Origin of the sequence: Labedella gwakjiensis, assembly GCF_003014675.1 — a bacterium.
GTDB lineage: Bacteria > Actinomycetota > Actinomycetes > Actinomycetales > Microbacteriaceae > Labedella > Labedella gwakjiensis.
The window spans coordinates 2,511,738-2,534,993 of sequence record NZ_PYAU01000001.1 but is presented as its reverse complement, the minus strand read 5'-3'; the positions used below and the strand labels follow the sequence as shown (position 1 = coordinate 2,534,993).

At 69.4% G+C, this 23,256-nt stretch carries 21 protein-coding genes; 11 read left to right on the top strand and 10 right to left on the bottom strand.

Translation table 11 applies throughout. The features are described 5' to 3' along the window. Positions 1-12 precede the first annotated feature (12 nt). From rfbD to rfbB, 3 genes are all read left to right on the top strand, one after another. The gene (rfbD, locus tag CLV49_RS11935; protein ID WP_106563733.1) at positions 13-885 is read left to right on the top strand and encodes a dTDP-4-dehydrorhamnose reductase; all 873 of its coding nucleotides are present in this window, start codon (positions 13-15) and stop codon (positions 883-885) included. Further along, a complete protein-coding gene (locus CLV49_RS11930; RefSeq protein WP_106563732.1) occupies positions 882-2,018 on the top strand; it encodes a glycosyltransferase family 4 protein in 1,137 nt (378 codons plus the stop codon). Before rfbD ends, CLV49_RS11930 begins: the two co-directional genes overlap by 4 nt. 74 nt (positions 2,019-2,092) lie before the next feature. Continuing rightward, positions 2,093-3,091 carry a dTDP-glucose 4,6-dehydratase gene (gene rfbB / locus CLV49_RS11925; RefSeq protein WP_106563731.1) on the top strand — a complete coding sequence of 333 codons (999 nt, stop codon included), beginning with the start codon at positions 2,093-2,095 and terminating at the stop codon, positions 3,089-3,091. 78 nt (positions 3,092-3,169) lie between these two features. On the opposite strand, the gene CLV49_RS11920 is transcribed toward rfbB, so the two are convergent. The 5 genes from CLV49_RS11920 to CLV49_RS11900 all read right to left on the bottom strand — a co-directional run bounded on the left by CLV49_RS11920 (position 3,170) and on the right by CLV49_RS11900 (position 7,784). Then, the gene (locus CLV49_RS11920; protein ID WP_341810517.1) at positions 3,170-4,528 is read right to left on the bottom strand and encodes an LCP family protein; all 1,359 of its coding nucleotides are present in this window, start codon (positions 4,526-4,528) and stop codon (positions 3,170-3,172) included. After that, entirely contained in the window at positions 4,525-4,992 is a 468-nt protein-coding gene (purE, locus tag CLV49_RS11915) for a 5-(carboxyamino)imidazole ribonucleotide mutase (RefSeq protein WP_106565067.1), read from the bottom strand. The genes CLV49_RS11920 and purE overlap by 4 nt, the downstream gene beginning before the upstream one ends. Positions 4,993-5,093: 101 nt before the next feature. Continuing rightward, positions 5,094-6,341 (bottom strand): 5-(carboxyamino)imidazole ribonucleotide synthase, encoded by a 1,248-nt coding sequence (locus CLV49_RS11910; protein WP_279432414.1) that lies wholly within the window; start codon positions 6,339-6,341, stop codon positions 5,094-5,096. 14 nt (positions 6,342-6,355) lie between these two features. Further along, positions 6,356-6,910 carry a PH domain-containing protein gene (locus tag CLV49_RS11905; RefSeq protein ID WP_106563729.1) on the bottom strand — a complete coding sequence of 185 codons (555 nt, stop codon included), beginning with the start codon at positions 6,908-6,910 and terminating at the stop codon, positions 6,356-6,358. 73 nt (positions 6,911-6,983) lie between these two features. Continuing rightward, positions 6,984-7,784, bottom strand: coding sequence for a biotin--[acetyl-CoA-carboxylase] ligase (locus CLV49_RS11900; protein ID WP_106563728.1), 801 nt, complete (start codon positions 7,782-7,784; stop codon positions 6,984-6,986). A 173-nt stretch (positions 7,785-7,957) separates the two neighbouring features. Here CLV49_RS11900 and CLV49_RS11895 point away from each other — a divergent pair, with 173 nt between their 5' ends. From CLV49_RS11895 to CLV49_RS11885, 3 genes are all read left to right on the top strand, one after another. Further along, positions 7,958-9,529 carry an acyl-CoA carboxylase subunit beta gene (locus CLV49_RS11895; RefSeq protein ID WP_243696696.1) on the top strand — a complete coding sequence of 524 codons (1,572 nt, stop codon included), beginning with the start codon at positions 7,958-7,960 and terminating at the stop codon, positions 9,527-9,529. Positions 9,530-9,540: 11 nt separating this feature from the next. Next, complete coding sequence (locus tag CLV49_RS11890) at positions 9,541-9,795, top strand: acyl-CoA carboxylase subunit epsilon (protein ID WP_106563727.1); 255 nt, start codon at positions 9,541-9,543, stop codon at positions 9,793-9,795. Positions 9,796-10,397: 602 nt separating this feature from the next. Continuing rightward, the gene (locus CLV49_RS11885; RefSeq protein WP_106563726.1) at positions 10,398-11,192 is read left to right on the top strand and encodes an SDR family NAD(P)-dependent oxidoreductase; all 795 of its coding nucleotides are present in this window, start codon (positions 10,398-10,400) and stop codon (positions 11,190-11,192) included. 19 nt (positions 11,193-11,211) lie between these two features. Here the strand turns inward: CLV49_RS11885 and CLV49_RS11880 are convergent, their stop codons facing one another. Genes CLV49_RS11880 through CLV49_RS11865 form a run of 4 tightly spaced genes read right to left on the bottom strand, consistent with a single transcriptional unit; the run spans position 11,212 to position 15,438 of the window. Further along, complete coding sequence (locus CLV49_RS11880) at positions 11,212-12,267, bottom strand: hypothetical protein (protein ID WP_106563725.1); 1,056 nt, start codon at positions 12,265-12,267, stop codon at positions 11,212-11,214. Beyond that, positions 12,264-13,526, bottom strand: coding sequence for a sensor histidine kinase (locus CLV49_RS11875; RefSeq protein WP_106563724.1), 1,263 nt, complete (start codon positions 13,524-13,526; stop codon positions 12,264-12,266). The genes CLV49_RS11880 and CLV49_RS11875 overlap by 4 nt, the downstream gene beginning before the upstream one ends. After that, positions 13,516-14,172, bottom strand: coding sequence for a response regulator transcription factor (locus CLV49_RS11870; RefSeq protein ID WP_106563723.1), 657 nt, complete (start codon positions 14,170-14,172; stop codon positions 13,516-13,518). The genes CLV49_RS11875 and CLV49_RS11870 overlap by 11 nt, the downstream gene beginning before the upstream one ends. A 15-nt stretch (positions 14,173-14,187) precedes the next feature. Then, positions 14,188-15,438, bottom strand: a complete 1,251-nt coding sequence (locus CLV49_RS11865; RefSeq protein WP_106565065.1) for a class I SAM-dependent RNA methyltransferase — start codon at positions 15,436-15,438, stop codon at positions 14,188-14,190. Positions 15,439-15,480: 42 nt separating this feature from the next. Between CLV49_RS11865 and CLV49_RS11860 the strand changes: the two genes are divergently transcribed. The 3 genes from CLV49_RS11860 (at position 15,481) to CLV49_RS11850 (ending at position 19,091) form a co-directional block, all read left to right on the top strand. Continuing rightward, on the top strand, positions 15,481-16,134 hold the full coding sequence (locus CLV49_RS11860) for a Maf family protein (RefSeq protein WP_106565064.1): 654 nt from the start codon (positions 15,481-15,483) through the stop codon (positions 16,132-16,134). A gap of 106 nt (positions 16,135-16,240) precedes the next feature. Beyond that, positions 16,241-18,010 carry an acetyl/propionyl/methylcrotonyl-CoA carboxylase subunit alpha gene (locus CLV49_RS11855; protein ID WP_106563722.1) on the top strand — a complete coding sequence of 590 codons (1,770 nt, stop codon included), beginning with the start codon at positions 16,241-16,243 and terminating at the stop codon, positions 18,008-18,010. A gap of 190 nt (positions 18,011-18,200) precedes the next feature. Next, positions 18,201-19,091 carry a hypothetical protein gene (locus CLV49_RS11850; protein WP_106563721.1) on the top strand — a complete coding sequence of 297 codons (891 nt, stop codon included), beginning with the start codon at positions 18,201-18,203 and terminating at the stop codon, positions 19,089-19,091. A 58-nt stretch (positions 19,092-19,149) separates the two neighbouring features. Here CLV49_RS11850 and CLV49_RS11845 read toward each other — a convergent pair whose 3' ends face one another. Continuing rightward, the gene (locus tag CLV49_RS11845; RefSeq protein ID WP_106565063.1) at positions 19,150-20,586 is read right to left on the bottom strand and encodes an NAD(P)H-quinone dehydrogenase; all 1,437 of its coding nucleotides are present in this window, start codon (positions 20,584-20,586) and stop codon (positions 19,150-19,152) included. 147 nt (positions 20,587-20,733) lie between these two features. Here CLV49_RS11845 and CLV49_RS11840 point away from each other — a divergent pair, with 147 nt between their 5' ends. Next, the gene (locus CLV49_RS11840) at positions 20,734-21,567 is read left to right on the top strand and encodes a purine-nucleoside phosphorylase (protein ID WP_106563720.1); all 834 of its coding nucleotides are present in this window, start codon (positions 20,734-20,736) and stop codon (positions 21,565-21,567) included. After that, on the top strand, positions 21,564-23,243 hold the full coding sequence (locus CLV49_RS11835) for a phospho-sugar mutase (RefSeq protein WP_106563719.1): 1,680 nt from the start codon (positions 21,564-21,566) through the stop codon (positions 23,241-23,243). Before CLV49_RS11840 ends, CLV49_RS11835 begins: the two co-directional genes overlap by 4 nt. Positions 23,244-23,256 lie beyond the last annotated feature (13 nt).

The window sequence follows — 23,256 nt, the reverse complement described above, 5'->3', positions numbered from 1 at the left end:
CGAAGGAGCAGGATGCGATACCTCATCACCGGCGCGAACGGCATGCTCGGCACCGACCTCCAGGCGGTTCTCGCCGATCGCGCGGTCACCGCTCTCGGCCGTGCCGATCTCGACGTCACCGACCTCGACGCCGTGCGCGCAGCGGTCGCCGGCCATGACGCCGTCATCAACGCGGCCGCGTACACCAAGGTCGACGATGCCGAGACGCAGGAGGACGCGGCCTTCGCCGTGAACGCGACCGCCGTACGCAACCTCGCGATCGCGGCTCGCGAGGCCGGGGCGAAGCTCGTGACCGTCTCCACCGACTACGTCTTCCCCGGTGATGCGACCGAGCCGTACGCAGAGGACACCCCGCGCGACCCGATCAACGCCTACGGCCGTAGCAAGGCCGCCGGCGAGGAGGCGGCCATCGCCGAGCACCCCGACGGCACGTTCGTCGTGCGCACGGCGTGGCTGTACGGCGAGCACGGGCCGAACTTCGCCGCGACGATGGCTCGACTGTCCACCGCACACGAAACGGTCTCGGTCGTCTCGGATCAGACCGGCCAGCCCACCTGGACCCTCGACCTCGCGACACGCATCGTCGACCTGCTGGACTCCGATGCTCCCGCGGGCGTCTACCACGGCACGAACGCGGGGCGCACGACCTGGCACGGTTTCACGCGCGCGATCTTCGAAGAGCTCGGGCTCGATCCCGAGCGCGTCCTCGAGACCGACAGCTCGACGTTCGTCCGCCCCGCCCCGCGTCCGGCGTTCTCCGTCCTCGGCCACGACGGCTGGGCCGCCGCGGGACTCGAGCCCATGCGCGACTGGCGCGATGCGCTGCACGCAGCCGTCGCCGCCGGTGCCGTCTCCGTGCCGCCGACGGCACCCGCTCGGTCGTGAACGTCGTCCTCCGGGTCGTCGTCGACCACCTCGCCACACCCGTGCCGACCGGCATCGGCCGGTACACCCGCGAGCTGACGCGCGGACTCATCGAGACCGCTCCTCCCCGGTGCGCCGTCGAGGGGATCGTCTCGGCCCTCCCCCCTGAGAAGATCGACGACCTCGAGTCGCAGCTCCCCGGTCTCGCCGAGCTGCACCGGACGACGCTCCCCCGCCGTGAACTCGCCGCGGCGTGGCAGCTCGGCATCGCGCCGACCCTCGCGAACGGGATGATCCACGCGCCCGGCCTCCTCGCGCCCCTCGTGAAGCACGAGACGGCGAGCGACGGTACGCAGATCGTCGTGACCGTCCACGACACCCTCGCCTGGACCCACGCGAAATCCCTCACGCCCGCCACCGTCGCGTGGAACCGGGCCATGCTGAAGCGTGCACGCAAGCACGCCGACGCGATCGTCGTGCCATCGCACGCCGTCGCCGAGCGGCTCGCCGACATCGTCGATCTCGGCGACAGGGTACGGGTCATCGGCGGAGCGGCGAGCGAGGACCTCGTCGTTCCGGGTGACGCCGACGCACGCACCGAGCGGCTCGGTCTGCCTCCGGAGTACCTCCTGACGATCGGGACGCTCGACCCCCGCCGCGGGCTCACCGACCTCATCACGGCTCTCGGACTGCCGGGCGCGCCGGATCTCCCACTGCTCATCCTCGGCCCAGACACGTGGGGCGAGCTCGCCGTCGCGACCGTCGCAGACGAAGCGGGACTTCCCGAGGGGCGTGTGCGCGCGCTCGGAGTGGTCGACGACGCGGATCTCGCCGTCCTCCTCGACCGGGCGACACTGTTCGTCCACCCCGGACGGCAGGAGGGCTTCGGCCTGCCCATCATCGAGGCCTTCCGCTTCGGGACGCCCGTCGTCCACTCGGACGACGCCGCGCTCGTCGAGGTCGCCGGCGGTGCGGGGGTGGCGGTCGAACTCGACGGCAAGGGGTATCCGGAGCGCCTCGCCGCCGCGATCTCGTCGACGCTCTCGGATCCGGAGCGCCTGCGTCGCCTCGGCGTGCTCGCAGCAGACCGTGAGCGCGCCTTCAGCTGGCGCGACTCCGCTGAACGCGTGTGGCAGCTCCACGCCGATCTCTGATCGACCGCCTCGGCTCTCCCGAGACGCCGCCATCGACCCCGGCCGAGTCCCGGCGCTCCCGGTAGGATGAACGAATGTCCAAGCTTCTCGTGACCGGCGGTGCCGGCTTCATCGGTTCCAATTTCGTCCACCACGTCATCGCGAACACCGACTCGCACGTGACCGTGCTCGACTCCCTCACCTACGCCGGCAATCTCGCGTCCCTCGACGGGCTGCCTGAGGACCGCTTCACGTTCGTGAAGGGCGACATCACCGACGCTGCTCTGCTCGACGAGCTGTTCCCGACCGTCGATGCCGTCGTCCACTACGCGGCCGAGAGCCACAACGACAACTCGCTGGACGACCCGCGTCCGTTCCTCGACACGAACATCATCGGCACGTTCACCCTGCTCGAGGCTGCACGGAAGCACGGCACGCGTTTCCACCACATCTCGACAGACGAGGTCTACGGCGACCTGGAGCTCGACGACCCGGCGAAGTTCACGGAGAACACCCCGTACAACCCGTCGAGCCCGTACTCCTCGACGAAGGCCGGGAGCGACCTCCTCGTCCGCGCCTGGGTGCGCTCCTTCGGTGTACAGGCCACCATCAGCAACTGCTCGAACAACTACGGCCCGTACCAGCACGTGGAGAAGTTCATCCCGCGCCAGATCACCAACGTGCTGCGGGGCGAGCGGCCCAAGCTCTACGGTGCCGGCGAGAACGTCCGCGACTGGATCCACGCAGACGACCACTCCTCCGCCGTCCTCACGATCCTGCAGAAGGGCGAGATCGGCGAGACCTACCTGATCGGCGCCGACGGCGAGAAGAACAACAAGGAGGTCGTCGAGCTCATCCTCACGACCCTCGGGCAGCCGGCCGACGCCTACGACCACGTCGTCGACCGCCCCGGGCACGACCTGCGTTACGCGATCGACTCCTCCCGGCTCCGCCGCGAGCTGGGCTGGGAGCCGCGCTATGTCGACTTCGAGGCCGGTCTGGCAGCCACGATCGAGTGGTACCGCGACAACGAGGCCTGGTGGGCCCCGGTCAAGGACGCGACCGAGGCCCGGTACGCGGCCCAGGGCCAGTAGGACGCGCATTCGATACGACGAGAGGGGCGCCACGCGGATCGCGTGGCGCCCCTCTCGTCGCGCCGGGCTCGGCTCGGACTATCCGCCGCCGGAGGACGTGTCGGTGGTCGGCGCGAGCTTCTCGGCGATGAGATCGCGGATGGCAGCGAAGTCCGGATCGTCCGGATCCACCGTCGGAGGTGTCAACTCGATCGACTCGATCGGCTGCTCTCGCGTCTTCGATGCGAGGTCGACGTAGTACGACAGCATCCCTTGGGGGATGTCGGTCTTCACGATCTTGGTGCCCGCGTTCGCGATCGACTCGAACTTCGTGAGGACGTTGCCGGGCGTGAACTGCGTCAGGATCGCCTCGATGAGCGTGTTCTGTCGCTGCATCCGATCCCAGTCGCTCGTCGAGTGCCGCGAGCGCGCGTACCACTGAGCGTGATAGCCGTCGAGCACCTGCTTCCCGGGCTCGATCCACTCGACGACACCGTTGAGCTGCTCGTCGCCGCCGATGGGCAGGCGCTCGGTCACGGTCACCTCGACGCCCCCGAGCGCGTCGATGAGGTTCGCGAATCCCTCCATGTCGATGAGGACGTAGTACTGGATCGTGAGCCCCGTGACGCCCTCGGCGGCCTCTTTCATCGCCTCGATGCCCGCTGAGCTTCCCTCGGCCGCTGCGTTCGGATACAGATCCTGGTGGCGCAGCTCCGCCTCTGTGTAGATCGAGTTGAGCTTGCACGCGCTCACGTCGCAGTGCTGGAAGCCATCGGGGTACAGGGCGGCGAGCGGCGAGTCGTCGGAGAACGGCGTGTACCGCATGTCGCGGGGAAGGCCGATGGTGGTGGCGGCACCCGTCTCGGCGTCGATGCTCATCACGCGGATGGTGTCCGGACGCAGGCCGTCACGGTCGGGTCCGGCGTCTCCTCCGAGGAGGAGGATGTTGTAGCGGCCGTCCACGGGAGGCTCGATCGCTCCGCCGCCGAAGATCGACGACAGCGTCCCTCGCGTGACCCCGGCGTAGTACGCGCCCACGGACGCCCCACCCGCGGAGATCGCGAGGAGCACGACGGTGGCGGCCGCGATCAGGAACCGGGCGCCCGGGGCCGCCTTGACGATCCGCAGGAGCCGGAAGGTGTCCAGGGTGAGGACGAGCCACAGCACCGCATACGCGACCATGAGCCCCTGCACGACCCAGAGCACGATGTCGAACGTGACGATGGTGATGAAGGCCGAGCGGAGGAAGACGAAGAGGGCGAGCCCCACGACGAGCAGCGCCCACAGCGACAACGTGGCCCCGAGCCCGAGCCGGCCGAGTCTCCGGTTACCGGCGAGGACCTGGGCCGAGCCGGGAATGAGGAAGTTCATGAGCACGAGCCACCAGGCCCGATGGGTCATGACGCGTGCGGAGCGCGAGTCCGGATAGCGGAGGGGACTCGCGGCGATGCCGCTCACAGGCTCCCTTTGAGGCGCTCGTTCTTCTCCATCACCTGGTGTTCGAGATCGGCCGAGTAGGCGTCGAGCCGGGCGCGGATGTCGGCGTCGGCCGACCCGAGGATCCGGGCGGCGAGCAGACCGGCGTTCTTCGCACCACCGATCGACACGGTGGCGACGGGGATCCCCGCGGGCATCTGCACGATCGAGAGCAGGGAGTCCATGCCGTCGAGGCGGGCGAGCGGAACGGGCACGCCGATGACGGGGAGGGACGTCACCGATGCGAGCATGCCGGGGAGGTGAGCGGCGCCACCGGCTCCCGCGATGATGACGCGGAGGCCACGTCCGGCGGCCTCACGCCCGTAGGCGATCATGCGGTCGGGGGTGCGATGGGCGCTCACGACCTCGACCTCGTGGTCGATGCCGAAATCGCTCAGGACGACGGAGGCGTCGCTCATCACGGACCAGTCCGAGTCGCTCCCCATGACGACGCCGACGATCGGGCGCGCGGAATCGTGGTGTGGCATAACGCACATGTTAGGTCGACTCCCTGCGACTGCCCTCCAGGCGCGCCACAGTACCCGGGCTACAGGGTCGTGAAGAAGGCGGCAGCGGCGCGTGCCGCGTAGACGACCTCGTCGAGGTCGTCTCCCACCACGTTCACGTGACCGAGCTTGCGGCCGGGCCGGGGGGTCTTGCCGTAGGCGTGCATCTTCGCGGCCGGGTGCTGCGCCAGCATGGCCGGGTAGTGATCCACGAGGGCCGAGCCGTCGGTGGGGCCGCCGAGGACGTTCACCATGACACTCCACTCGGCGACCGGGGCTGTCGCACCCAGCGGGAGGTCGAGGACGGCGCGGACATGCTGCTCGAACTGGCTCGTGACCGAGCCGTTCTGCGTCCAGTGACCGGAGTTGTGCGGACGCATCGCGAGCTCGTTGATGAGGATGCGGTCATCGTCCGTCTCGAAGAGTTCGACGGCGAGCACACCGGTCACGCCGAGCCCCTCGGCGACGGCGACGGCGATCCGCTCGGCGACCTCGGCGATGCGACCGGAGGCGCCGCGTGCCGGCGCGATCACCTCGGCGCACACCCCGTCCTTCTGCACCGTCTCCACGACGGGCCACGCCGCGATGTCTCCCGACGGGCGACGAGCGACGAGTTGCGCGAGCTCGCGGCGGAAGTTCACGAGCTCCTCGACGAGCAGCTCGGGACCGTCGCCGTCGGCGGCGGCCGCGAACCAGTCGTCGACCTCGCCGGCCGAGCGCACGACGCGCACGCCCTTCCCGTCGTAGCCGCCCCTCGACGTCTTCACGACGCCGACGCCGCCGTGATCCGCCAGGAAGGCCGCGAGCTCATCGGCGTTCGCGACCGTCGCCCAGTCGGGTACGGGAAGGCCGAGCTCCTGGAGACGACGACGCATGAGGATCTTGTCCTGCGCATAGAGCAGCGCGTCGGGGCCGGGTCGCACGGCGATCCCCTCGGCCTCGAGAGCCCGGAGCACGCCCTGCGGGACGTGCTCGTGGTCGAACGTGACGACGTCGACGGTGCGGGCGAACGCGAGCACCATCGCCTCATCGCGGTAGTCGCCCACGGCCGTCGCGCTGATGGAGGCCGGCGAATCGTCCGACTCTGCGAGCACGTGGAGGTCGATGCCGAGTTCGAGCGCCTCCGGCACCATCATGCGGGCGAGTTGCCCGCCACCGATCACTCCGACACGTGGCATGTGCTCACTCCGATCTCGCGAGGTCGCGGGCGACGCGCACGCCGCCGGTCGCGATCTCCGCCTGCTCCGACCCCTCCATCCTCCCCCATCGGACGACTGAGCCGCGACGATGCCGAGGCGGTCGTTCAGTCGAACCGGGTCGTGCCGCCCGGGTTCGGTCCCGTCGTGTATCCGCCACCGGTGGCCTGCGCCCGCTCCACGAGTTCGTGGAGTGTCGACTGGACGAGGACCGCGCCCGGCACGTCCGCGAGAACGAGCGGACGGTCGTTCCCGCTGTCCACGATGATCGTGCCAGAGCCGGCGATCGTCTGAAAGGGTCCCCGCTTCAGCGTCACCGCGTAGCCACGGGAATGCAGGACCTCTCGTCGCGTCCGCGTGAAGAGCCCGTGTCGCACGATCAGTCGCTTGGTCGTGAGTGTGTAGCTGCGCGTGAGCCAGAACAGGAACGGGATGAGGACTCCGAAGAGGAAGAGCAGGCCGGCGGTGACGAGACCACCGATGAGCTGCCAGGTCTCTTCGGCGACTCCGAGGAGATAGACGACACCTCCGGCGAGGGCGATGAAGAGCACGGCAGGCAGGAAGAGCACACGCGCGTTGCGGTGCATGCGCGCGACGACCTGTTCGGTGGCGCCGGCCGCGCGCGCAGCGGCGCCGGCCTGAGCGTGCTGCTCGAAGGTCATGGACCCATTGTGCAGTATGGTCACACCCCGGCCGTGGAGGCGGGGACGTCAGTCGTGCACGACGGGAGGCGCCTCAGGCGTCCGGCCGCACATGCGTCACGTCGCCGGCCGAGACCGGGAGGAGGCCCGAACCGTCGTGCGGCTGCACGACGAGCCGACCGTCGGCGTCGATGCCCCTGGCCGTGCCGTGCACGACACCGCCGCCCGGCATGTCGAGTCGGATGCGCGACCCGACTGTCGCGCACCGCTCGGTCACAGCCGCGCGGATGCCGGCCGCCGTGGCGTCGCCGCCCGCGTCGACGAAGGAGCGGTAGAGGGAGGACAACTCCGTCAGATACGTGGAGAGGACGTCGTCGACCGCCGTCGTCGACGCCCCCTCCACGGCGAGCGAGGTCGCCGTGTCGACAGGGAGTTCGTCGGCCGTGGCGGCCGTGTTGATCCCGGCCCCCACGACGACGGAACCGTCGGCCGTGAGCTCGGCGAGGATCCCGCACAGCTTGCGTCCCCCGATGAGCACGTCGTTCGGCCACTTCACGGCGACGCCGACGTCCTCGACCCCGTCGAGGAGCGAATCGGCGGTGCGCGCGACGGCGAGGCCAGCGATGAGGGGGATCCACCCGAGCCGCTCTATCGGGACCGCCGGGCGCAGCAGCACGGAGACGGCGAGCGCCGAACCGGGCGGCGTCACCCAGGTGCGGTCGAGGCGTCCTCGCCCGGCGGTCTGCGTGTCGGTGGCGATGACGGAGAGATCTGGCCAGCCCGGATCGGCCGCGGCGGCCACGAGGTCGGCGTTCGTCGACGCGCTCTGCGCGCGCCACTCGAGTCGGGCGGCCAACCGGGAACTGCGGTCGAGGAGAGGAGCGTCGTCGATCATGTCGCCAGGTTATCGGCGCAGGATGTGAAGGTGACGAGCGCCCGGACGGCGAGGTCTTGTGGAGGATCGTCGAAGATCCGTCCGGTCTCTTGTCGATCGTCATGCACGGTGCCGCTACCGAGGCCCGGGATAGAGTGACATCCGTGACAGAAGAGAGTACGACCGAGCCCGACATGTACACGACGGCCGGCAAAGTCGCCGACCTCAAGAACCGGTACCAGCAAGCGGTCGTCGATGCCGACGCCGTCGCCCAGAAGAAGCAGCACGCCAAGGGCAAGATGACGGCGCGCGAACGCATCGCCGAACTGCTCGACCACGGGAGCTTCGTCGAGATCGACGAGTTCGTCCGCCACCGCACCCACGCCTTCGGCATGGACAAGTCCCGCCCGTACGGCGACTCGGTGGTCACAGGCACTGGCACGATCCACGGACGCCAGGTGGCGGTCTACTCGCAGGACTTCACGACGTTCGGCGGCTCGCTCGGCGAGGTCGCCGGCGAGAAGATCATCAAGGTCATGGACCTCGCCCTCCGCACCGGCGTGCCGATCATCGGCATCCTCGACTCGGGTGGAGCCCGCATCCAGGAAGGCGTCGTCGCCCTCGGCAAGTACGGCGAGATCTTCCGCCGCAACACCGCGGCCTCCGGCGTCATCCCGCAGATCTCGATCATCATGGGACCAGCGGCCGGCGGCGCTGTCTACTCCCCCGCCCTCACCGACTTCGTGATCATGGTGGACAAGACGAGCCAGATGTTCGTGACCGGCCCAGACGTCATCAAGACGGTCACGGGCGAGGACGTGGGCATGGAGGAGCTCGGCGGCGCGCTCACCCACAACACGCGCTCCGGTGTGGCCCACTACCTCGCGCAGGACGAGCACGACGCCCTCGAGTACGCCCGCACGCTGCTCGGCTTCCTCCCGGACAACAACCTCGCGGAGCTGCCGGAGTACGCCACCGAGGTGGAACTCGAGACGACGGACGCCGATCGCAAGCTCAACACCCTCATCCCGGACTCGCCCAATCAGCCGTACGACGTCCACACGGTCATCGAGCACGTCGTCGACGCCGGCGACTTCCTCGAGGTGCAGCCGCTGTTCGCCCCGAACATCGTGATCGGCTTCGCTCGCGTCGAGGGCCGCTCCGTCGGCATCATCGCGAACCAGCCCAATCAGATGGCGGGAACCCTCAACATCGAGGCGGGAGAGAAGGCATCACGATTCGTGCGCTTCTGCGACGCGTTCTCGATCCCGATCCTGACCCTCGTCGACGTGCCCGGGTATCTGCCGGGCACCGACCAGGAGTGGACGGGTGTGATCCGCCGTGGCGCGAAGCTGCTGTACGCCTACGCCGAGGCCACCGTGCCCCTCGTGACCGTCATCCTCCGGAAGGCCTACGGCGGCGCGTACATCGTGATGGGCTCGAAGCAGCTCGGGGCCGACATCAACTTCGCCTGGCCCACCGCGGAGATCGCCGTGATGGGCGGTCAGGGCGCCGTGAACATCCTCTACCGCGGTGAGATCAAACGGGCCGAAGAGGCCGGGGAAGACGTGGCGGCTGTCCGCACGCGGCTCGCCAACGAGTACACGTACAACGTCGCGAGCCCGTTCCTCGCGGCGGAGCGCGGGGAGCTCGACGGCGTCATCGAGCCGGCGACGACGCGCGTCGCCATCATCAAGGCGCTCCGGACGCTCAAGGGCAAGCGTGCAACGCTCCCGCCGAAGAAGCACGGCAACATCCCTCTCTGATCGGAACGACGATGGCAGGACGGCACGCAGCACCCATGGACGAGACGACTCCCCCCCTCGCGGCATCCGTCCGCGTCCTCTCGGGCGCCGCGACCCCGGAGGAGCTCGCGGCCGTGACGGTCGTCGTCGGAGCACAGCTCGAGGAGGAGGTCGCCCGCTCGACGGCGGACGACGGCCCCGTCCGGAACCCGTGGGCCGTCACACAGCGAAACCTCCGGGTCCCGCTTCGGCCGGGACCGGGAGCCTGGCGCTTCCCCTGGGTCTGATCGACCGCATGTGGATTCAGCGGAGACCGTTCCTCCGTGTCCCCCAAAAAGACGACTAGCGGAGCATCTCCGGAAGGCACAGAATATGTAGTGCTAGGTGTCTCTCTCTCAGAGTTGCACTGCCACTCATTCGCCTCACTAGGGTAGATGCGAATGTTTGGGGGCGGGTCGGAGCAATATTCGGGTTATTGCTCTGACCCGGGGTTTGGAAGGGCCGGTTCGGGAAGAACCGGCCCTCTTCCATTTAAGTCGCTTCGCTCCCCCGGGGGCGTGAGGCGACTGTCGTGGGGTGTATCCGGCGCGTGTGCGTGCCGCGCGGCGCGGGTCTCACCCCCGCCACACCCTGGCGCGTGTGCGTGCCGCGCGGCGCGGGTCTCACCCCCGCCACACCCTTCCGCGTGTGGGGGCCGCGCGGGGCGGGGTCTCACCCCCGCCGCACCCTGGCGCGCGTGCGTGCCGCGCGGCGCGGGGTCTCACCCCCGCCGCACCCTGGCGCGCGTGCGTGCCGCGCGGCGCGGGGTCTCACCCCCACTACTCGTCCCCGTGCGCATGTCGCGTGCCACAGGTGTCGACGGGCGGTCCTTGGGGAGGAGGATGGGGGCATGCAGATCGATGTGAGTGGGAAGACGGCCCTCGTGACGGGGTCGACGCAGGGAATCGGCGCGGCCATCGCCGAGGGGCTCGCGCGCGCGGGTGCCGTCGTCGGTGTGAACGGGCGAAGCGAGGAGAGCGTCGCGCGCGGAATCGGAACGCTCGCGACCCGCGTCCCCGACGCGACGTTCATCCCCGTCGTCGCCGACGTCACGACGGATGAAGGGCTCGAGCACACCCTGTCGGTGCTGCCGGACATCGACATCCTCGTCAACAACCTCGGGATCTTCGGCGCGCGCGACGCCCTCGAGATCGACGACGCCGAATGGCGACGGTACTTCGAGGTCAACGTCCTCTCGGCCGTCCGCCTCATCCGCGCCTACCTCCCCGCGATGATGGAACGCGGATGGGGCCGCGTCCTCGATATCGCAAGCGACTCCGCCATCGTCATCCCCACGGAGATGATCCACTACGGCATGTCGAAAACGGCTCTCCTCGCCGTCTCGCGCGGGTTCGCGAAGGAGGCCGCCGGCACGGGTGTGACCGTCAACTCGGTGATCGCCGGCCCGACGCACACCGGCGGCGTCGAGGACTTCGTCTACGAGCTCGTCGACCGCTCACTCGGATGGGACGAAGCCCAGCGGGCGTTCATGAGACTGCACCGACCGCAGTCGCTCCTCCAGCGGCTCATCGAGCCGGAGGAGATCGCGAACCTCGTGGTCTACCTCTCGTCCCCGCTCGCCTCGGCGACGACGGGCGCCGCCGTACGCGTCGATGGCGGCTACGTGGACTCCATCGTCCCCTGAGGACGAGCGGCGCCGCACCTCAGGAGACCGAGCGAGGCACTTCCCGCCACAGGTCCACGTCGTCGTCCGGGTCGTCGGACCCGGGAGCGGGCTTCGACAGTCCCACGAGCGTCACAGCGGCCGCCGAATCGATGGGGGCCGTCCGGATGATGAGACGCTCCGTCTTCGTGCTCGCGACGGACTCCGCGACGACGGCGAGCACACGATCCATCTCGGCTTGAGGCAGGTCGTCCATCGTGCCCTCGTCGAGGAGGGACACGGTGGTACCACGACGTCGGGCCGCCAGCACCTCGCGGCGCACGTCGTCGTTGAGCAGACGGCGACCGCGGATCTCGTCGCGGAGCCCCGCCTCGAGCAGGCGGGCCTCCTCGCGTTCCGCCGGGCTCAGATCGCCTCCTGACAGGACGATCCTCCGGAGGGTCGGGCCGGCGAGGCGTGAGGCGTCGTCGAGGCGACGCGCGCGTTCTGTGAAGTGGGCGTCCTGAGCCGCCTGCCAGTTCACAGCGGCCCTCTCGGCGAGGACGAGCTTCTCGGCGTCCCGACCCGCGCGGGCGAGGGCGCGCGCGATGACGATCGAGAAGGCCACCCACACGATCGAACCGGTGACGCCGATCTCCGCCGACGTGCCGATCCCCGCCACGAGGAGGGAGCCGATCGGTTCGGCGGAGTCGAGCGAGCCGGTGACGGCCCAGAACACGGATTGAACGGCCAAGAACGCCACCCCCACCCAGGCGGTCCACTCCCGACGTCGCGCGGCGGTGATCGTCATGAGGGTGCCAACGGAGGCGACGTGCCACGTCGCGTATCCGTTGTTGTTGTTCGGGTCGAGCTCGCTCGAGACGAGAAGACACAGCACGATCGCGGTCGCGAGGTTGAAGTTCGCGAGCCGGAGACTCATCTGCACGGGTGCCGTCGGCCACAGGCTGATCGTCGTCGCCACGATGTAGATCACCATCGCGGCCACGCTCGGCCACGGCGAATCGGGGACCCCGAGCGTGATGACGCCTCGGAACACGTTGTACAGGGAGAAGAGGGCGGCGAGCGCCAGCATGGTGTACCGCGAGATACGGATCACAGGTCTGCCCCGTCCTCCCGAGGAGACCAGGAGAGCCGGACGCTGGTACCACGCCCCGGTGCAGAGTCCACGACCGCGGATCCGCCCGTGGACGTCATACGCTCGACGATGGACACACGGACGCCCAGTCGGCCAGGCTCGATCAGCTCGGGGTCGAAGCCGTCGCCATCGTCGTCGATCGTGATGATGACCCCTGCATCGCCGGTCGTTCGAACGGTCACCGAGCGCTCCACGGGCCCGCTTCCCGCATGCTGGATGCTGTTCTGCATCGCCTGCGTCGCCGCGAGCACCATCGCCTCGGCGACGACCGACGGCACCGCGCGGTCGCGCGATCCGAGGGACGTCACGCCGATCGTCCGTTCCATCGACACGGCCGCCGTCGCGAGGGCCGCCGCGAGCTCCCCTGTCGTCACGACCGCATCGCTGTCCGCGGGTGCGAGACCCGCGTTCCGGAAGTGGGCGAGAGCCTTCACCGCGAGGGACGTGGCCGCTCGCGCCTGATCAGGGGAGGCCGCTCGGTCTGCCGCCTGAAGCGCAGCGAGGACGCTGTCGTGCACGATGGCGTCGACCTCAACGCGTTCGGCCTCGACGGCGTGCAGCCTCACGGCTTCGTCGTATCGGGCCAGGGCGGCGTCCCGAGCGAGGTCGACCCCCGTCGCCGATCGGCGGAAGGTCACGCCGACGACGAGGACGACGAGCCCGATGATGATCCCGTAGGACGCGTCGAAGACGCTGACGGCCCACTCCTCCGGGTCGTTCGTCGCGGCTCGGACGATGCCGTAGATCACCGGGGAGACGAGCGTGTACGCGACGGCCGCGCGGATGCTCACCGCATAGACGGCGCAGGCTCCGGCGACGGTCAGCAGGTACCACACCCAGGGTTCGGCGGCGGATCCGCCCGGCACGTCGACGATGAAGGGCCACAGGACGAGGCACACGAGGTACGTCCAGCAGAAGACGAGGCTCGCGACCCGCATCCCCCGCAGGATGACGGAGGACCACGCCACCCAGACGATCGCGGCGCTCATGAGCACGATGACCACGATCCCGCCTGGTCGCTCGGTCGACGAGGGCGTCGTCAGGCCGATCGCGACGGCCTGCGCCCCGAAGACCACCGTCCCGATACCGACGGTGCGGGTGAAGAGCTCGTCGACGCGCTGCGAACTGAAGACCTTCCGGCCGGACACCTCTGCCCGGGATGCGATCGTCGCCGCGACGCTCGCCGGCGGGCGAGCTGCACCGGGCCCCTCAGTCACCATCCACTTGACCGGGGTTGAGCTCCGGGAGGATGCCGTCTTCCACGGCTCGCCGGAGGAGATCGACCTTGGTCGGGGCCGGTCGGCCCACCTCCACGTACTTGCTACGGATGCGGCCGAGGTGCTCCTTGGCCGTGGAAACCGCGATGCCCAGCTCGAGAGCGACCTGCTTAAGCGGCAGACCGGATGCGTAGAGGTGGAGCACATCCCGCTCACGGCGGCCGAGCTGCACCGTGGCGAACTCGCTGTCCGCGTCGATCGCGCTCGCCCACTCGAGGTTGTTGAGCACGCCGCCCGCCGCGACGGTGGCGATCGAGTCCACGACGACCTCGGTCGGGGAGGCCTTGGGGATGACGCCGGCGACGCCCGCGGCGAGCGCTTCCCGCACACTCGCCACCCGGTCGGCGATGCTGTGGATGAGTACGGCAGCGCCCGTCGAATGCGCCCGCTGCACGTTGCTCGTGATGGAGGAGCCGTCTTCGAGCGAGAGGTCGAGAACGACCACGTCGACGGGTTGAGCAACCGCACGGGCGACGAAGGCGTCGACCGTCGACACGCTGTGAACGACCTCGTACCCCGCCATGGCGCAGACCGCCGAGACGCCCAGCCGTACCGACTCGTGGTCGTCGATGATCGCTACCCGTACCATGCGCTCATCGTAGCGTCACGGACGGACGTTCCCGGCGCGCACGAAGGTCGCGACGGCTTCCACGTGGTGAGTGTGCGGGAAGAGATCGAACGCACGGAGAGCGGTGAGCTCGTAGCCGTCCTCCCGGAGGGTCCGCGTGTCCCGGGCGAGCGCGACCGGGTCGCACGCCACGTAGACGATCTGAGCAGGGGCGAGCGTGGTGAGCGACCTCACGACGGCCGTGCCGGCTCCGGAGCGGGGCGGATCGAGGACGACGGTGGCGTCGCGGTAGCGTTCGGCCCCCGTCTCGTCTCCGATCCCTCGCACGAAGCGGTCGACACGAGCGGTGACGGCGCGTGCACCGAGGACGTCCGCGAGGTTCTCAGCGGCATGATCGGTGGCCGACGCTTCGGCCTCGACGGTCGTGATGCGGATTCCCCGGCCGAAACGATCCGCGAGAGTGCCGGCGAACAGCCCGACGCCGCCGTAGAGGTCGAGGTTCGGTGCCGACGGGTCGAACCGGTCGGGGTCGACGGCTCCGGCGACGGCCTCGCTGAGGACGTCAGCGGCCTCCCTGTGGACCTGCCAGAAGCCGAGCGGATCGAGCGTGTAGACGCGATCGCCGACGCGCTCCCGCACGGTGCCGCCGCCGGCGACACCATCCACGGCGACGAGGACCGCGTCCTCCGACTGTACGACGTCGACCGTCTCGGAGCCCGAGAGCACGTCACCGAGCGGTGCGGCCTCGGCGACCGCGGCCGTCGCGAGCGGCAGGTCGTCGACCGGGATGACACGGTGCGAGCGGACCGCGAACGGCCCGACCCGACCGTCGCCGTCCACATGGAGCGTCACACGGGTCCGCCAGCCGAGTCCGTCACCCGACGCGTCGCCGGGCGTCGGCTGCACGACCGTCCGCGTCACGGGGTCGCCCGTCTCGAGGCCGCCGAAGCGCACGAGGGCGTCGGACAACACCTCGCCCTTGAGTCGGCGCTGGGCCGGTAGCGCGATGTGGCCGAACTCGGCGCCGCCCGCCCGGTCGCCCGGCTCGCGGTCGATCGACGCCGCCGACCAGATGTGCTCGACCCGATCGGGTGAGGCCTCGAGCACCTCGAGCGTCTCCGCCCGCCAGAAGCTCTTCTTGCGGGTGTCGACGAGACGGGCGCGCACGACCTCCCCCGGCATGGTGTCGGGGACGAAGATCACGCGGCCCTCGTGACGAGCCACGAAGATCCCTCCGTGAGCTACGTTGGTGATCGTCAAATCCACGATGTCGGGTGTGTCGGCCATGCGTTCGAGCATGTCACAGCCCGCGTGAGAGAGGACCTCCTCCTGCTTCTCTACCTCGCCTCCACGTCTCCGGCGCGACTCGCGCTCCTGCGCTCGAGCGGCGTCGAGCCGGTCGTGTTCCCCTCCTCCGTCGATGAGGATGCCGTGCTCGCCGACGCAGCGGCGAGTCGGACCCTCACCCCTCCCGAGGTGGTCGCGCTGCTCGCCCGCGCGAAGGCCGAGGCCGTCGTGGACGCGGTGATCGCCACCGGCGGCGAACCCGGCCTCATCCTCGGCGGCGATTCCATGTTCGAACTCGACGGCGAGATCTACGGCAAGCCGCACACCCCGGATCGGGCGACGGAACGGTGGCGCCTCCAACGGGGACGCACCGGCACCCTCCACTCCGGACACTGGATCATCGACGTCGATCCCGCTTCCGGCACCATCCGGGGTGCACGCGGTCGGACGGCGGCGGCCACCGTCACCTTCGCCGACGACATCTCCGATGCCGAGATCGACGCGTACGTCGCCTCGGGCGAGCCGCTCGCGGTCGCGGGCGCCTTCACGATCGACAGTCTCGGCGCCCCCTTCATCACCGCGGTGTCGGGCGATCCGTCCACGGTCGTCGGGCTCTCCCTCCCCACGTTGCGCCGGCTGGTGCGGGAGTCCGGTCACGAGTGGACCTCCCTGTGGAACCGACGCGGGGCCCTGTGAACGCACGAGCCCCACAGACGCTTTAGTCGATTCCCACGCGCTCGGCGGCCATTTTTGTGTATGTTCCTCACAGCACGGGGTCGTCGCCCCCATAGACTCGTCTCTTGTGCCACGCATTTCGAAGGTCCTCATCGCCAACAGGGGAGAGATCGCGGTCCGTGTGATCCGCGCCGCTCGTGACAGCGGAATCGGCTCCGTCGCCGTGTACGCCGACCAGGATCGGGACGCGCTCCACGTCCGCCTCGCCGACGAGGCGTACGCCCTCGACGGGAACACGAGCGCCGACACCTATCTCGTCATCGAGAAGATCCTCAGTGTCGCCAGACGCTCCGGCGCCGACGCCGTGCACCCCGGCTATGGATTCCTCGCCGAGAACGCCGACTTCGCGCGCAGCGTCATCGACGCCGGCCTCGTCTGGATCGGCCCGTCGCCCGATGCGATCGAGAAGCTCGGCGACAAGGTCTCCGCTCGACACATCGCCGAGCGCGTGGGCGCTCCCCTCGCCCCGGGCACCCTCAACCCGGTCGCCGATGCTGCCGAGGTACTCGACTTCGTCGACACCCACGGTCTGCCCGTGGCGATCAAGGCCGCTTACGGCGGCGGCGGGCGCGGACTCAAGGTCGCGCGGGAGCGCGACGAGGTCGCCGAGCTCTTCGAATCCGCCACCCGTGAGGCGATCGCGGCGTTCGGCCGCGGCGAGTGCTTCGTCGAGAAGTACCTCGACAAGCCGCGCCACGTGGAGACGCAGTGCCTCGCCGATGCCCATGGCAACGTGGTCGTGGTGTCCACGCGCGACTGCTCGCTGCAGCGGCGTCACCAGAAGCTCGTTGAGGAGGCTCCGGCCCCGTTCCTCACCGACGAGCAGACCGCCGAGCTGTACCGCGCGTCCAAGGCGATCCTGCGCGAGGTCGGTTATCTCGGAGCCGGCACGTGCGAATTCCTCATCGGCCAGGACGGCACCGTCTCGTTCCTCGAGGTCAACACGCGACTCCAGGTGGAGCACCCCGTGTCGGAGGAGGTCACCGGCATCGACCTCGTCCGCGAGCAGTTCCGTCTCGCGGAGGGCGGCGTCCTCGACTACGACGACCCGGTACCCACCGGCCACTCGATCGAGTTCCGCATCAACGGCGAGGACCCTGGTCGCGGCTTCCTCCCGCAGCCCGGCCCCATCCACGTCTTCAAGACGTTCGGCGGTCCCGGAATCCGGCTCGACTCGGGCGTCACGGCCGGCGACAGCATCTCGGGCGCGTTCGACTCCCTGCTCGGCAAGATCATCGTCACGGGCCGCGACCGCGCGCAGGCGCTCGAGCGAAGCCGTCGTGCGCTCGACGAGTTCGAGGTGTCGGGACTGCCGACGGTGCTCCCGTTCCACCGCCTCATCGTGCGCGACCCCGCGTTCACTGCGGAGGACGGGCGCTTCGGTGTCTACACTCGCTGGATCGAGACGGAGTTCGCGGGCGGCATCGAGCCGTGGGACGGCGAACTGTCCGACACCGACGCCCCGGCCGACCGCCACACCGTGGTCGTCGAGGTCTCGGGCAAGCGGCTCGAGGTCAATCTGCCGCAGGCGCTCCTCCCGACGACGAGTCCCCGGGGGCGGAGCGCGACCCCTCCCCCGCGTCGCGGTTCGTCGACGGCTTCGTCCGCCGCGGCGACGGGCGACGACGTGAAGGCACCGATGCAGGCGACGATCGTCAAGATCGCCGTCGAGGAGGGTCAGGCCGTCGTGAAGGGCGATCTCCTCCTGGTTCTCGAGGCCATGAAGATGGAGCAGCCGATCACGGCCCACAAGGACGGCACGGTCACGTCGATCGATGCCCCCGCCGGTCAGACCGTCTCCTCGGGCCACCGCCTCCTCTCCCTCCCCTCCTCCTAACCCCAAAAAGATCGGGATACAGCACGAAATTTCGCGGGGTATCCCGATCTTCTTGGTGCGCTGTGGGCTGTGGAGAGCATGTCTCTGCACGTGATCCGCGCAGCACCCCTCCTCGCGGCGACGCAACCCGCATCGTGTCGGGATGGAATCCGACGAACACAGACTCATTCGACGACGAGACCGAATCGCGATGGGCGACTCGACCGCCGACCTCGACCGGGCCCTCCGCCGCGCAGAACTCATGACGATCGCCCCCGGCACGTACATCACGGGAGAAGACTGGCGCGAGCTCGGACCGGACCGCCGTTACCGACTCCGGGTCCTGGCCGCCGTCGAACGCGTGTCGTCGGACCCGGTCGTGTCCCACTTCTCCGCCGCGTCTCTCTGGGGAATGGATGTGTGGGGCGGATGGCCCACGACGGTCGACGTGCTTGCCGCACCCGGGCGTGGTCGTTCGTCCGGGTCGTTCCGACGACATGGGACCGACGCAGCCCGTCACGAGGTGACGCGCCTGGGCGAGATCCTTCTGACCACTCCCGCTCAGACGGTCATGGATATCGCGACGATCGTCCCTTTCGCCGACGCCGTGGTGACGGCGGACAGCGCGCTCCGGGCCCGGCCCGACGCGGGCGCCCTGGTCACTCGTGAGGAACTGCAGTCAGCAGCGGAGCGAATCGAGGGCACGCCGGGCAGCCGACGTGCCGCGGCCGTCGCCGCGTTCGCCTCGTCGCTGGCCGAATCCCCTCTCGAGTCGTTCAGCCGTGTGCGGATGAGCGAGGAGGGTTTCCCCCCGCCGATCCTCCAGCATCCGTTCGTCCTTCAGAACGGCGCCGTCGCCCGGGTGGACTTCTGGTGGCCGGATTTCGGCGTCATCGGCGAGGCCGACGGTGCTGGGAAGTATGGCGATGACTCGACGGCGCGGGTGGCGGTGCTCGCGGAGAAGAGACGCGAGGACGAGCTTCGACGAACCGTCGACGGCTTCGCACGGTGGAGCCACGCCGACGCGCTGAGTCGCCACAGACTCGTCTACATCCTCCGAAACGCTGGGCTCGTCTCAGGACGACGACGGGCCTTCCCCTGACCCCATGAAGATCGCGATACAGCATGGGATTTCGTGCCGTATCGCGATCTTTTTGGGGTTAGAGGACGATGTGGAGCGCCTTCGCCGCGTCGGTGATGCTGCCTGTGAGGGACGGGTAGACCGCGAACGCCCGCGCGACCTGGTCGACGTTGAGGCGGTGCTCCACGGCGAGCGCGAGCGGGAAGATCAACTCGGAGGCCTTCGGGGCCACGATGACACCGCCGATCACCGTGCCGGAGCCCGTCCGGGCGAAGAGCTTCACGAAGCCCTCCTTGATCCCCATCATCTTCGCGCGAGGGTTCGACGCGAGCGGCAGCTTGTAGATGTCGCCCTGAGCGATGCCGTCCTCGATCTGCTTCTGCGTCCAGCCGACGGTCGCGATCTCCGGCTGGGTGAAGATGTTCGCCGACACGTTCCGCAACTCGGTCGGGGTGACCGCGTCGCCCATGGCGTGGAAGATCGCCGTGCGTCCCTGCATGGACGCTACGGAAGCGAGCGGCAGGAATGTCGTGCAATCGCCGGCGGCGTAGATGTTCGGGATGGAGGTGCGCGCGACGCGGTTCACGCGGATGTGCCCACTCTCCGACATCTGCACTCCGGCCTCCTCGAGGCCGATCCCGGCGGTGTTGGGTACCGCACCGATCGCGATCAGGCAGTGGCTGCCCTCGACCGTGCGTCCGTCGGACAACGTCACGACGATGCCCGTGCCCGAACGCACGACGGACTCGGCGCGCGACTTCGACAGGACCGTCATGCCGTTGCGCTTGAAGACGCGCTCGATCACGGCCGCAGCGTCGGCGTCCTCTCCCGGGAGGACCTGGTCACGGCTCGAGACGAGGGTGACCTCCGACCCGAGGGCGCGGTAGGCGGAGGCGAACTCTGCTCCCGTGACGCCGGAGCCGACGACGACGAGGTGGTCGGGGATGGCCGACAGGTTGTAGAGCTGCGTCCAGGTGAGGATGCGCTCGCCGTCGGGGATGGCCGTCGGCAGGATGCGCGGGCTCGCACCGACCGAGACGACGATGGTGTCGGCCTCGATACGGTCGAAGTCGGTGCCGGCGCCGCCCGGCTCGGTCGAGACGATCACGGCGTCGCGACCGTCGAGCCGCCCCTCGCCATTGATGATGCGGACGCCGTTCTCGAGGAGCGTCGAATGCATGTCCTCCGACTGCTGTCGCGCGAGCCCGAGCAGGCGCTTGTTCACGGCCGCGAGGTTCACCGCGACCTCGGGCCGGATCGGCTTGCCGTCGGAGTTGCGACCGTAGAACTGGACGCCGAGTTCGGAGGACTCGCGGACAGCGATGGCGGCCTCGGCCGTGGCGATGAGGCTCTTCGACGGGACGACGTCGGTGATGACGGCCGAGCCGCCGACCCCCTGGCGCTCCACGAGGGTCACCTCAGCCCCCTGCTGCGCTCCTGCGATGGCGGCCTCGTACCCGCCTGGCCCTCCGCCGAGTACGGCGATCCGCTGTTTCCGCTCAAACTCGTAAGCCATGTCCCGATTCTCGCAGTCCGGAGACGCGCGCACCAATTCGTCGTCCGGGTGCCGACGACGGCCGGTGGAGGAGAGCACCACGGCGGACCGTCGCGCTGCTCGGCCGGGCGACGAGGAGGACGGAGTGCCGACGATTAGAGTGGAGGAATGGCTGAATCCTCGTCGAATCCGTTGGACGCTCCGGGCGTCGATCCGTTCACCGTCGCCGCGCAGGCCGCCGAGCGGATCGCCGAGATCTCCGGCGTCGCGCGGCATGACATCGCCCTCACCCTCGGATCCGGGTGGGGCCGCGCCGCCGAACTCATCGGCGAGACCGTCGCGACGATCCCCGCGACCGAGATCCCCGGCTTCTCGAAGCCCGCCCTCGAGGGGCATGTCGGAACGCTGCGTTCGGTCCGTCTTCCATCCGGGAAGCACGCACTCGTCATCGGAGCGCGCACCCACTATTACGAGGGCCACGGCGTCCGTCGTGTCGTGCACAGCGTGCGGACCGCCGCCGCGACCGGCGTGAAGACGATGATCCTCACGAACGGCGCAGGTGGCATCAAAGAGACGTGGACCCCCGGGACCCCGGTCCTGATCAGCGACCACATCAACCTGACGGCGGACTCCCCGCTCGAGGGCGCGACGTTCATCGACCTCACCGACCTCTACTCCGCGCGCCTCCGAGCGATCGCCCGGGAGGTCGCGCCAGACCTCGACGAGGGCGTATACACCCAGTTCCGCGGCCCCCACTACGAGACGCCGGCGGAGGTCCAGATGGCGAAAGCCATCGGCGGCCACATCGTCGGGATGTCCACGGCCCTCGAAGCCATCGCTGCACGTCAGGCCGGTATGGAGATCCTCGGCTTCTCCCTCATCACCAACCTCGCGGCCGGCATCCAGAAGACCCCCCTCAGCCATCAGGAGGTCATCGAGGCCGGGCGGGCGGCCGAGCCCGTCATCAGCGATCTCCTCGCCCGCGTGGTGGAGCGCCTGTGAGCGCCGGTCGTCTCGCCCGCGCCCAGGCGTGGCTGGCGCAGGACCCGGACGAGGAGACCCGCGCAGAGCTGCAGGACCTGATCGACGCCGTCGAGGGCGGGTCCGCTGAGGCGGAGGCCGCACTCGCCGACAGGTTCGACTCGCGGCTCGCGTTCGGCACGGCGGGCCTGCGCGGCGAGCTGGCCGCCGGTCCCAACCGGATGAACCGGGTCCTCGTGACGCAGGCGGCACGAGGACTCGCGGACTGGCTGCTCGCCTCCGGTCCGAACCCGTCGATCGTCATCGGCTACGACGGTCGGAAGAACTCGCGCATCTTCGCCGAGGACACCGCCCAGATCATGGCGGGGGCCGGTATCCGCGCCGTCCTTCTCCCCCGGTTGCTTCCCACGCCCGTCTTGGCCTTCGCCGTGCGACACCTCGACGTGAGTGCCGGCGTGATGGTGACAGCGAGTCACAACCCGCCGCGCGACAACGGCTACAAGGTCTACCTCGGTGGCCGCGACGCCGGTTCCCAGATCGTCTCACCCGTCGACGCGGAGATCGCCGCGGCGATCGACGTCGTGGCGGCGGGATCGATCGTCGATCTGCCCCGTTCCGACGACTTCGAGGTCGCCGACGAATCTGTCGTCGATGCCTACGTCTCCCGCACGGCCGCCGTCGCTGCGGCCGCTCCGGCCGCGCAGCCGGTCGTCGTGTACACGGCCATGCACGGCGTCGGGTGGGAGACCACCTCTCGCGTGCTCGAGGCCGCCGGGTTCGCCGCACCGATCCTCGTCGAGGAGCAGCTGCACCCCGACCCGGACTTCCCGACCGTCGCGTTCCCCAATCCCGAGGAGCCGGGTGCGCTCGACCTCTCGTACGCCTCGGCTCGAGAGCACTCGGCCGATCTCATCATCGCGAACGATCCCGATGCCGACCGCCTCGCCGTCGCGATCCCCGACGCGACGCAGCCGACGGGCTACAGACGACTCACCGGAAACGAGGTGGGTTCGCTCCTCGGATGGCGTGCGGCGGAATCACTGTCATCGCACGACGAGGCTGCCGCAGAGGGCACACTGGCATGCTCGATCGTGTCGTCGCCCGCCCTCGCTGCTGTCGCGAAGCACTACGGGCTCGAGTTCGCCGACACCCTCACGGGCTTCAAGTGGGTCTCGCGGGCACCCGGCCTCGTCTTCGGCTACGAGGAGGCGCTCGGCTACCTCGTGAACCCCGAGACCGTGCGCGACAAGGACGGCATCTCCGCGGCCGTCGCGTTCCTCGACCTCGCCGCACGGCTCGCCGCCGAGGGATCCGACATCGCGACCCAGCTCGACCGCTTCAGCGAGACGTTCGGCCACTTCGCGAGCGATCAGGTGTCGGTGCGCGTCGACGACCTCAGCAGGATCACGGCGACGATGACCCGACTGCGCGACACGCCTCCCCGGGACATCGGCGGCGTGCGGGTGGAGCGCGTGGAGGACCTGGCCGGAGGTTTCGGCTCCCTCCCGCCGAGCGACGTCCTCCGCTTCCGGCTCGAGGACGGGTCGCGCGTCATGGTGCGGCCGAGCGGCACGGAACCCAAGCTCAAGGTCTACATCGACGTCTCGAGCGACACCGGCACTCTCGCCGAACGGATAGCGGAGGCCGACGCGCGACTCGCGGCGCTGCGTGCCGGAGTGGCCGACCTCGTCGCCTGAGGCGAGAAGAGGG